At 71.2% G+C, this 10874-nt stretch carries 8 protein-coding genes; 5 read left to right on the top strand and 3 right to left on the bottom strand.

Annotated elements, in window-relative coordinates:
• On the bottom strand, positions 1-944 hold a 944-nt coding region (locus SACCYDRAFT_RS03550; RefSeq protein WP_005453660.1), incomplete at its 3' end, for a glycosyltransferase family 4 protein.
• A gap of 40 nt (positions 945-984) precedes the next feature.
• Here SACCYDRAFT_RS03550 and SACCYDRAFT_RS03545 point away from each other — a divergent pair.
• Genes SACCYDRAFT_RS03545 through SACCYDRAFT_RS03535 form a run of 3 tightly spaced genes read left to right on the top strand, consistent with a single transcriptional unit; the run spans position 985 to position 5586 of the window.
• Positions 985-1962, top strand: coding sequence for a glycosyltransferase family 2 protein (locus SACCYDRAFT_RS03545; protein ID WP_157606461.1), 978 nt, complete (start codon positions 985-987; stop codon positions 1960-1962).
• 26 nt (positions 1963-1988) lie between these two features.
• Complete coding sequence (locus tag SACCYDRAFT_RS03540; protein ID WP_005453658.1) at positions 1989-4511, top strand: glycosyltransferase; 2523 nt, start codon at positions 1989-1991, stop codon at positions 4509-4511.
• A complete protein-coding gene (locus SACCYDRAFT_RS03535) occupies positions 4504-5586 on the top strand; it encodes a glycosyltransferase family 4 protein (protein ID WP_005453656.1) in 1083 nt (360 codons plus the stop codon). The genes SACCYDRAFT_RS03540 and SACCYDRAFT_RS03535 overlap by 8 nt, the downstream gene beginning before the upstream one ends.
• Here SACCYDRAFT_RS03535 and rfbD read toward each other — a convergent pair.
• Positions 5562-6503, bottom strand: coding sequence for a dTDP-4-dehydrorhamnose reductase (gene rfbD, locus SACCYDRAFT_RS03530; RefSeq protein ID WP_005453650.1), 942 nt, complete (start codon positions 6501-6503; stop codon positions 5562-5564). The two genes, SACCYDRAFT_RS03535 and rfbD, sit on opposite strands and share 25 nt — an antisense overlap.
• A gap of 76 nt (positions 6504-6579) precedes the next feature.
• Positions 6580-7572, bottom strand: coding sequence for a dTDP-glucose 4,6-dehydratase (rfbB, locus tag SACCYDRAFT_RS03525; RefSeq protein WP_005453649.1), 993 nt, complete (start codon positions 7570-7572; stop codon positions 6580-6582).
• Positions 7573-7770: 198 nt separating this feature from the next.
• Between rfbB and SACCYDRAFT_RS03520 the strand changes: the two genes are divergently transcribed.
• Together SACCYDRAFT_RS03520 and SACCYDRAFT_RS03515 are read left to right on the top strand one after the other, a co-directional pair.
• Positions 7771-9336, top strand: a complete 1566-nt coding sequence (locus SACCYDRAFT_RS03520) for an LCP family protein (RefSeq protein ID WP_005453648.1) — start codon at positions 7771-7773, stop codon at positions 9334-9336.
• A gap of 43 nt (positions 9337-9379) precedes the next feature.
• Complete coding sequence (locus tag SACCYDRAFT_RS03515; RefSeq protein WP_005453647.1) at positions 9380-10759, top strand: LCP family protein; 1380 nt, start codon at positions 9380-9382, stop codon at positions 10757-10759.
• Positions 10760-10874 lie beyond the last annotated feature (115 nt).

The raw sequence follows: 10874 nt of genomic DNA, 5'->3' as shown, positions 1-10874 counted from the left end.
ACCGCCGCGCCCGCCGACACCTCGACCAGCGCGGGGTCGTCGCTGTGGACCACGGGAACGCCCGCCGCCATCGCCTCCAGCACCGGCAGCCCGAACCCCTCCGCGAGACTCGGCACGGCGAGGACGCTCGCATTCCGCAACACGGTCGCCAGCTCACCGTCGGCGACCCTGCCGAGCATCCGGACCCGGCTTCCGGCGAGCCCGTGACCCGCGGCGATCCGGACGGGGTCCAGACCACCCCAGCCGGGTTGGCCCACGAGTACCAGTGGCACGTCAACCACGTCGACGGGCCCGCCCGAGCGCGACAACTCGGCCACGGCCTCCACCAGCACGTCCACTCCCTTGCGCGGCTCCACGGTGCCCACGGCCAGCACGTAGCGGTCGGGCAGGCCGGGCACGGGCGTGGGCGGCCCGAGGTCGGTGACGCCGTGCGCGGCCACGCGGGTGGGCACCCGCACCGCGACCCGTCGCGCCAGGTCGCGGGCGACGGCCTCGGTGGGCACCACGAGGGTGTCCGCCCGCCGCGCCGCTCTCGCGACCATCCGCCGGTGCCAGCTCACTCCCCGGGGAGTGAGGGTCTCCGGATGCGACCAGGGCACGGTGTCGTGCACCGTCACCGACAGCGAGCGCCCGCGAGGCGCCTTCGGCGGGGCCAGCGGCGTGGGCGCGTGCACGGCGTCACCGCCAGGCCACAGTGACATCCCCGGTACCCCCGCCTCCCAGGCGGCCACGAGCACCCTCGGCGGCAGGGGCAGCACCCTGGGGCCCGCGACACCGTCGACCCTGGCGACCTCCACCTCCGCGTGCCTGGCCACGACACTGGACACCGTCCAGCCGCGCGGCGCGGTGGCGGCCAGCGCCCGCAGCAGTTGCGCGGTGTACCGGCCGGTACCACCCGGCACGGGAGCGAGCAGCTGCTCGGCGACGACCACGAGTTCCGGCACGCGGCCATTCTGCCGCCGCCGCGCGGGCTATCCTGCCCCGGTGCCGACCCGCGCCACGTCAGCCACGTCAGCCACGTCTTCCACCTCTTCGGACCCCGCCACCACCGTCGTGGTGGTCACCTGGCGCGGCGCGGAGCACATCACCGACTGTCTCGACGGCCTCGCCGCGCAGGACCGTCCACATCGAACACTTGTGATCGACAACGCGTCCGACGACGGGACGGCGGCCCTGTTGGCTCGGCACCCCAGCCGCCCGCGGGTGCTCCGGCTTCCCCGCAACACCGGCTACGCGGGCGGGGTGGCCGCGGCGCTCGCGCGGGTGGAGACACCACTGGTGGCCTGGTTGAACGACGACGCCGTGCCGGAGTCGGGGTGGCTCTCCGCCCTGGAGGACGCGTTGCTCGCCGGCCCGAGGCTCGGGGCCGTCGGCTCGCTGCTGCGGCACGCCGACGGTGGGGTGCAGTCGTTCGGGGTGCGTCTGACCGCCGACGGGCACGGCGCCGACCTGACCGAGCCACGCCGCCCGTTCGGTTTCTGCGGCGGTGCGGTGCTGCTGCGAGCCGACGTGCTACGCGCGATCGGCGGCGTGCCCGCCGACTTCTTCTGCTACTACGAGGACACCGACACCGCGTGGCGGCTGAGGCTCGCCGGGTACGACGTCGCCGTGGCGGCGGACGCGGTGGTCGTCCACCGGCACGGGGCCAGCACCCGGCCCGGCTCCGCACGGTTCCACCGCTGGAACGAGCGCAACCGGCTGTTGACGTTGCTGCGGTGCGCGCCCACGACGGTGGCCGCACGGCAACTGGCGCGGTTCACGGCGCTGACGGCCGTGCTGCCGCTACGGCGGGTCCGGCGTGGGGCGGTTCCGAATGCCGCGAACTTCCGGGCGTCGCTGCGCTGCCGGGTGCTGGCCGACGTCGCCCTCCGGCTGCCCGCGACGCTGCGGCAGCGCGCGGAGGTGCGGCGACGGAGTGTGCTCGGCCGAGGTGACGTCTGGCGCCGGTGGGCAGGCCAGTAGTCTTGCGCGGGCGGGAAGGAGCTCTGTTGGCCCAGGGGGATACGGCACGGAACACGACTCCGCTGGTCTCGGTCGTCGTGGTGAACTACCGGGGAGCCGAGGACACCATCGCGTGCCTGCGCGCGCTCACCGAACTGGACCATCCACGCCTGGAGATCGTCTGCGTCGACAACGCCTCGCCCGGCGACGACGCCGACCGCATCAGGGCTGCCGTGCCCGCCGCGTGGGTCGTGCCCTCCGACCGCAACCTCGGTTTCGCGGGGGGCTGCAACCTCGGCGCCCGCCACGCGAACGGCACGGTGCTGGCGTTCCTCAACAACGACGCCCGGCCGCATCCGCGCTGGATCGACGCCGCCGTGGAGGTACTGCGCGAGGAGCCGACCGTCGGGGCGGTCGCGAGCAAGGTGCTGGACCTCGACGGCGAGCGCGCCGACTTCGTGGACGGCGGGCTGACGTGGTTCGGCATGGGATACAAACGCCATGCCGACACCCCGATCGCCGACCTGCCGGAAGCCGAGCACGACGTCGCCAAGGACGTCCTGTTCGCCACCGGGTCGGCCATGTTCGTGCGCGCGAGCGTGTTCGCGGAGCTGGGCGGGTTCGACGAAGACTTCTTCATGTTCTACGAGGACGTCGACCTCGGGTGGCGGCTCAACCTGCGCGGCTGGCGGGTGCGCTACGTGCCCGGCTCGATCGCCTACCACCGCCACCACGGCACGATGTCCGCAGTGGACAGCCCCGACAGCGGGCGGGAGACGTTCCTGCTGGAGCGCAACGCACTCTGCGCGCTCTACAAGAACCTGTCCGACGAGACGCTGGCGTCGGTGCTGCCCGCGGCGCTGGCCCTGACCGTGCGGCGGGCCACCGCGCGCGGCGAGCTCGATCCGACACAGCTCGACCTGGCATCCGGCGTGGGGCCGCCCGAGGTCTCCCCGGTCCCGGTGTCGCGGGGTGCGCTGGCGGGCGTGCTCGCCGTCGACGCGTTCGTGGACCGCCTGCCGTCGTTGCGACGCGCGAGGGCCGAGGAGCAGGCCAGGCGCGTCCGCACCGACGCCGACCTGCTGCCGCTGCTGCGCAAGGCGCTCGAACCCGCGTACCCGTTGCCGCGCTACCTGGCCGCGCACGACATCCTGACCGAGGTCTTCGGCATCGAACGCACGTTCGGCAGACGCCGCACGATCTGCGTCATCACCGGCGACGCGTTGACCAGCCGGATGGCGGGGCCCGCCATCCGGGCCTGGAACATCGCCTCCGTGCTGGCGGGCGAGCACGACGTGCGGCTGGTGAGTGTCAACCCGGTGGTCGACCCGCCCCCGGCACCGTTCACCGTCACCGGGTCGACGAGGCGCGATCTCGTCGAGCACGTCGCGTGGGCCGACATCGTGATCCTCCAGGGCCACGTCCTGGAACTGGCACCCTCGCTGAAACGCGAGTACGCACACAAGATCGTCGTCTGCGACGTCTACGACCCCATGCACCTCGAACTGCTCGAACAGGGCAAGGACACTCCCGACGACCGGCGTGAGGCCGACCTCGCCGGGGTCACCCGCGTGCTCGACGCCCAACTGGAACGCGGCGACTTCTTCCTGTGCGCGTCCGAACGGCAGCGGCACCTGTGGCTGGGCCATCTCACCGCGCTCGGCAGGCTGTCGCCCCGCCTCTACGACGCCGACCCGACCACCCGGTCGCTGCTGGCCGTGGTGCCGTTCGGCCTGTCCCCCGAGCCGCCCCGCCGTACGGGTCCCGGGCTGCGGTCCACGCTCGGCCTCGCCGCCGACGACCGCGTCGTGCTGTGGGCGGGCGGCGTGTACAACTGGTTCGACCCGCTCACCCTCGTGCGGGCCCTCGGGATCCTCAGCGAGGACCGCCCCGACGCGCGTCTGGTGTTCCTCGGCATGAAGCACCCGAACCCCGAGGTCGGCGAGATGGACATCGCCGCGCGCACGCGGCGGCTGGCCGAGGACCTCGGACTCACCGGCAAGCACGTGTTCTTCAACGAGCAGTGGGTGCCCTACGACGAGCGGCAGAACTGGCTGCTGGACGCCGACTGCGGCGTCACCACGCACCACGAGCACGTCGAGACGATGTTCGCGTTCCGCACCAGGGTGCTCGACTATCTCTGGGCCGGCCTGCCGATCGTCACCACCGACGGCGACGCGTTCGCCGACCTGGTCCGCGAGGAACGCCTCGGCGTCGTGGTGCCCGCGGAAGACCCGCGGGCACTGGCCGACGCGCTGGACCGCTGCCTGTACGACACCGAGTTCGCGCAGGCCTGCCGCGATCGCATGGCGGCCGTGGCGGAGCAGTTCACGTGGCCGAACGTGCTTCGACCGCTCGTGGAGTTCTGCCGCGACCCGCGCCCCGCGGCCGACCGCCTTCCCGGTGCGGACCACCTCGCCCCGGCTCCGCCGCTGGGCAAGGTGGAGCTGGTGCGCCGCGACCTGGAACTGGTCAGGTCGTACCTCACCGAAGGCGGTCCGTCGGAGCTCGCCCGCCGCGTGGCGGGCCGCGTCCGGAAGGTCGCCCGCCAGGGGCTGCGCCGTGGCTAGGCGACTGCGCGTGCTGCTCGACGGCACACCGCTGCTCGGGCACCGCACCGGCATCGGCCGCTACACGGCCTCGCTGTCCGAGGCCCTGGCCTCCATGTCTGCTGTGGACACTCGGGCTGTGGCGTTCACACTACGCGGGTGGCGCGGACTCCGGTCGGCGCTTCCGCACGGGGTCCGTGCCCGGGGGATGCCCGTCGCGGCACGGCTGCTGCGCACCTGCTGGCTCAGGTCGAACCTCCCTCCCGTCGAGGCGTTCGCGGGGCTGACGGACGTCGTGCACGGCACCAACTTCGTCCTGCCGGGCACCGTGCGGGCCGCACGGGTGCTGACCATCCACGACCTGGCGTTCCTCGACGCTCCCGAGGAGCTCGCTCCGAGTGACCGGCGGCTTCCGGACCTGGTCCGGCGCGGCGCGGCGCAGGCCGACGTGATCTGTACCCCCACGGCCGCCGTGGCGGATTCGGTGGCCGAACGCCTCGACGTCGACCGCGCCAAGATCGAGGTGACCCCCCTCGGTGTCGACGCGGGGTGGTTCACCGGGCGACCGCCCACTGAGGACAAACGGCGGCAATTCGGCCTCCCTGAGGAGTACCTGTTGTTCGCGGGAGCTCCGGGACCGCGCAAGGGACTCGACTGGCTGTTGCGGGCCCACGAATCCGCTCCGGAACTTCCACCCCTGGTCTTCGCGGGTCCCGGTCGATTCCCCCACAGCCCACGCACGAGACACGTCGGCTATCTGTCCGATGTGGATCTGCAGCGCGTTGTGGCGGGTGCGTCGGCACTCGTGCTGCCCTCTCGCGACGAGGGGTTCGGGCTTCCCGTCCTCGAAGCGATGGCGTGTGACGTACCCGTGGTGTGCACCGACGTGCCCACCCTGCGCGAGGTGTCGGGCGGCCTCGCGCACCTGGTGCCGTACGGAGATGTCGACGCGCTCGCCGACGCACTTCGACAGGCTGTCGCGCAGCCGCACGCCGCCTCGGCGTCGGCGACCCGTAGGGCGCACGCGGCGGGCTTCACCTGGCGCCGGTGCGCGGAGACCACGCTCGCGGCCTACCGCCGCGCGGTGGAGTCCTGAGCCCGTACGTCGGCGAAGAACGCCGTGAGCGCGTCACGCCATGGGCGTGGTGACGGCAACCCTGCCTCGGTCCACGACGCGGTGGACAACACCGAGTACGTCGGACGCGGAGCGGGCCGAGGGAATTCCTCGGTCGCGCACGGCCGCACCCTCTGCGGATCGGCACCGAGTTCGGAGAACACCGCGCGTGCCAGGCCGCACCAGGTGGTCTCACCCGAGTTCGTGTAGTGCAGCACGGTGGACCTCGGGCCCTGTCCCGTCGCGATCCGCCCGGCCAGTTCCAGCAGTCCTCGCGCGAGGTCGGCCGAGTACGTGGGACTTCCGACCTGGTCGTCCACAACGGACAAGGTGTCGCGTGTGGACTCCAGCTCGATCATCGTGTTCACGAAGTTGCGGCCGGACGCGCCGTACAACCACGCCGTGCGCACCACCCAGGCGAGCGCACCGGAACCGAGTACGGCGTCCTCACCCGCCACCTTCGTGCGGCCGTATGCGCTGCGCGGGCCCAACGGGTCGCCGGGCTCGTACGGCCGTGCGGCGTCGCCGGAGAACACGTAGTCGGTGGAGACGTGCACCAGCGGCACCCCGCGCGACGAGCACACGGCCGCGAGCACCCTCGGTCCGTCCGCGTTCACGGCGAAAGCGGCCTCCTCGTTCTCCTCCGCGGCATCCACCGCCGTGTAGGCGGCGGCGTTGACCACCACCGCGCGCCGTCCCGCCTGCGCCGCCCCGGCGGCGAGGTCGGCGACCGCCTCCACCACCGCCCCGGGTTCCGTGATGTCCAGCTCGGCGGAGGAGGGAGCGACCACCTCTACTCGGTCGCCGAGCGCGTCGCCCACCGCGACCAGGTCGCGGCCGAGCTGCCCGCCGCCTCCCGGTACCAGTACCGCCAGGCCCGCGCCGTTCGATCGACTCATCGCCACCCTCCGCCTCGTGTCGGCCGGTTGACCGGCGCCGACTGACCTTCCTCTCGCGGGCACGCGCGGGTGCGGCTCACCCCGCGGCCAGGGCTGCGCGTTCCTTGAGCGGCTCCCACCACTGCCGGTTGTCCGCGTACCAGCGCACAGTGTCGGCGAGACCGGTCTCGAAGTCCACCTTCGGGCTGTACCCGAGCTCGCGGCTGATCTTCGTGATGTCCACCGAATACCGCCGGTCGTGCCCCTTGCGGTCCTCGACCCGCTCCACCATCTCCCAGCCGACGCCCACGGCGGCGAGCAACCGCTCGGTCAGTTCCCGGTTGGTCAGTTCGGTGCCGCCCCCGATGTTGTAGATCTCGCCGGGACGGCCGCCTTCGGCCACGAGCTGGATACCCCGGCAGTGATCATCCACATGCAGCCAGTCACGAACGTTGAGACCGTCGCCGTAGAGGGGAACGGACTTGCCGTCGAGCAGGTTCGTGACGAACAGCGGGATGACCTTCTCCGGGAACTGGTACGGACCGTAGTTGTTCGAGCACCGAGTGATGCACACCGGCAGGCCGTAGGTGCGGTGGAACGAACGCGCGACGAGATCCGACGACGCCTTCGACGCCGAGTACGGCGAGTTCGGCTCCAGCACGTGGTCCTCCGACCACGAGCCCCGCTCGATCGAGCCGTACACCTCGTCCGTCGACACGTGCACGAACCTGCCGACGCCCGCGTCCAGCGCGGCCTGCAACAACGTCTGGGTGCCGAGCACGTTGGTGAGCACGAAGTCCGCCGCACCGAGGATCGAACGGTCCACATGCGACTCGGCGGCGAAGTGCACCACGAGGTCCACACCTGCCATGGCCTCGACGACCACGGCGGGATCGCAGATGTCACCCCGGACGAACCGCAACCTCGGACTGTCCGCCACGGGGTCGAGGTTGCTCCTACTGCCCGCGTACGTCAGCTTGTCGAGGACGACGATCTCCGCGTCACGCAACGCTGCGTACTCCCCGGAAAGGGCCTGCCGCACATAGTGCGACCCGATGAATCCCGCGCCACCGGTGACCAGTACTCGCATCGCGTCCTCCCGTAAACGTGCTCCGATCCGCAGTGTGCCATGCGCGGGCCGCGCGACCGAAGACAACCGAACGCGACGCGAGCGAACTCAGCGCGACCGAACACAACAGCAAAGCAACGTTTTCGATCTCGAACGCGTCTTGATGCCGGAGGCGACAGTAACCTGGCGCCGGATCACATCACTGGGGAGGAGCAGCACGTGACCGACGGTGCACGGGAGCAGGTCGATGCACCGGGAGCACGCAGGTCCCGGCTCGGCACCATCGGACTGGCCGGGTGGCGAACCTTCGTGTCACTCCTGTCCGTGACGGTGCTGTCACTCACCTTCTACGGGTGGCAGGTCCTGAGTTCGGCGCAGTCCAACCTGACCACCACGGACCTGTTCGACGACAAGGAGGACGGCGCCCCACCCCTCGACGGCGCCGTCGACATCCTCCTCGTCGGCATCGACAGCCGCACCGACGCGCAGGGCAATCCGCTGCCGCCGGAAGTGCTCGCCAAGCTCCACGCCGGTGTCGAGCAGGGCGACAAGCAGACCGACACGATGATCCTCGTGCACATCCCTCAGGACGGCACGAGCGCCACCGCCATCTCGTTCCCCCGCGACTCGTATGTCGAGATCGCGGGCGGCTACGGCAACAGCCGGATCAACAGCGCGTTCGCCTTCGCCTACAACGAGACGGCCAACACGTTGGTCGCGCAGGGGGAGACCGACGACAAGGTCGTCCAGGAGCAGGCCAAGGTCGCGGGCCGCAAGAACCTCATCGCCACCATCGAGAACCTCATCGGCAGGCCCGGCATGATCGACCGGTACGCCGAGGTGAACCTGGCGAGCTTCTACGAGATCACCAAAGCCGTCGAAGGCGTTCAGGTATGCCTCAAGGAGCCGGTCAAGGAAGCGAAGTCCGGCATCGACCTCCCCGCCGGGGTGCAGACCATCGAGGGCGTGGACGCGCTCGCGTTCGTGCGACAGCGGATCGGCGTGCCGGGCGGTGACCTCGGCCGAATCCAGCGGCAACAGGCGTTCTTGTCCGGGCTGGCCCGCAAGATGCTCTCCAGCGACATCCTGTTGAGTCCGACGCGTCTCGCGGACGTCATCGAGGCCGTACAGAAGTCGGTCGTCCTCTCCGAGGACTGGGACCTGCTGGAGTTCGCCAACCAGATGCGCGGACTGACCGGCGGCAACATCGAGTTCCGCACGATCCCCATCGTGGGCGACGCCAGGATCAACGGCGCCGCCGTCCTGGAGGTCGACCCGGCGCAGGTTCAGGCGTTCGTCGACGAACTCATCCCGCAGGAGCCCGAGGGCGACCCGCGCATGGACGCGCCGGAGAAGGTGCCGGGCGCCGAGGCCTACGCCGTCGACATCTACAACGGCACGGGCGATCCCGCCGTGGGCGACGCCACCCGGTCGCTGCTGGCCGGGCAGGGCTTCGGCGGGGACAGCTACGCGTCGATGGACCCGCTGAGCTCCACGGTGATCTACCACGCCCAGGGCGAGCAGGCGGGCGGCGAGCTCCTGCGCCAGGCACTCGGCGGGAACCTCGCCGTCGTCCTCGACCCGCAGTTGCCCGCGGGCACACTCGCGGTGCACCTCGGCACCGACTTCACCCTGCCCGAGTCCACGAACCAGGTCATGGCGGATTCCAGCCAGGTGGAGCGGTTGCTGACCAACGCCCCCGCTCGGCAGCAGACCGATGCCGAGTCGATCGAGACGGCCGAGGACGAGCCGATCACGGCAGGTGGCGTGCCCTGCATCCACTAAGCTGACTCGCTGGTAACCGGCACGCGGGTGGAGGGGAGCCACCGTGGACGAGGGTGAAGCGCGTCCCGCCGACGACGCGGACGCGGTCGAGGGGGCTTCCGGGCATCGGGAGGACGAGCCGGACAGCGCCGACGAGCCGACCGGCGAAGGGCACGAACCGGACACCCGCGGAGACGACGAGGCGGACACGGCCGTGGAGCCGTCCGAGCGCGTCCACAGCGGTGCCGAGACGGCGCGGGAAGTAGCGTCTCGGCGGCGGGGGCGCAGGGCCGTCAGGGCCGCCGTGCGCTCCGCCGTCGCTCTGCTGTCGGTGGTCGCTCTGGGCGTGACGGGCTACGCCTACTCGACGCTCGACGCGCTTCAGGACAACGTCACCACCACCGACGCGCTACGCGTGAACGCCGACGCCCCGGACGACGAACCACCGCCCCCCGAGGACGACGGGGCCACCGACATCCTCCTCGTGGGCACGGACTCCCGCACCGACATGGAGGGCAATCCCCTCCCGGCGCACGTGCTCAGGCAGTTGCGTACCGAGAGCAATCCGGGGATCAGCACCGACACGCTGATCATCCTCCGCATTCCGCACGACGGCTCCTCACCGACGGGCATCTCCATCCCGCGCGACACCTGGGTGACGGTGCCGGGCGGCGAATCCGCGAAGATCAACTCGGTGTACGGGCAGGCCAAGTACAAGGCCGAGGGCGGGTTGCGCGCCGAGGGCGTCACCGACCGCTCCGAACTGGAACGTGAATCCGACCAGGCGGGACGTACAGCGCTGGTACGCACGGTGCAGAAGTTCACCCAGGTCCGCATCGACCACTACGCCGAGGTGAACCTGCTGGGCTTCTACCTGCTCACCGAGACACTCGGCGGCGTGAAGGTGTGCCTCAACAACGCCACGTCCGACCCCGACTCCGGTGCCGACTTCGCGGCGGGCGTGCAGACCGTGTCCGGCGGGGAGGCCCTGGCGTTCGTGCGGCAGCGCAAGAACCTGCCCCGCGGCGACCTGGACCGCATCCAGCGACAGCAGGCGTTCCTCGCTTCGGCGCTCAACAAGGTGCTGTCGGCGGGCACGCTCACCGACACCGACCGGATGGAGAAACTCGCCGACACGCTGCGGAAATCCCTGGTGCTCGACTCCGATCTGGACCTGTTGAAGTTCGCGCAGCAGACGCGCGGCATCGCCTCGGGTGATTTCTCGTTCGTGACGATCCCCGTCGTCGACATCGCCGCGTGGAGCCCCGACGGCGAGCAGAGCATCGTGCAGGTCGACGTGGAGGAGGTGCGGAGGTTCGTGGCCGGTGCCGTGTCGGAGGACGAGCCACCGGCGAAGGAGCCGTCCGGCGGCGGTTCCGCTCCGCAGGCCCTCCAGGCCGGGGACGAGGAGATCACGACCGACAGCGTGCCGTGTGTGAACTGACCGCCGTGTCCGCGGTCCTCGCGCACGTGTCGTCCCGCACCGCCGCCACGGTGTACCTGAACTGCGGACACGCGTGCACAGGCTGCGGGCACGGTGCGGGCCGGGTCGCGCGGGG

This window comes from Saccharomonospora cyanea NA-134 (genome assembly GCF_000244975.1).
In the GTDB taxonomy this organism is placed as follows: Bacteria; Actinomycetota; Actinomycetes; order Mycobacteriales; family Pseudonocardiaceae; genus Saccharomonospora; species Saccharomonospora cyanea.
Note: the sequence above shows the minus strand (reverse complement) of the source record. Positions and strands in the feature narration are given on the sequence as shown.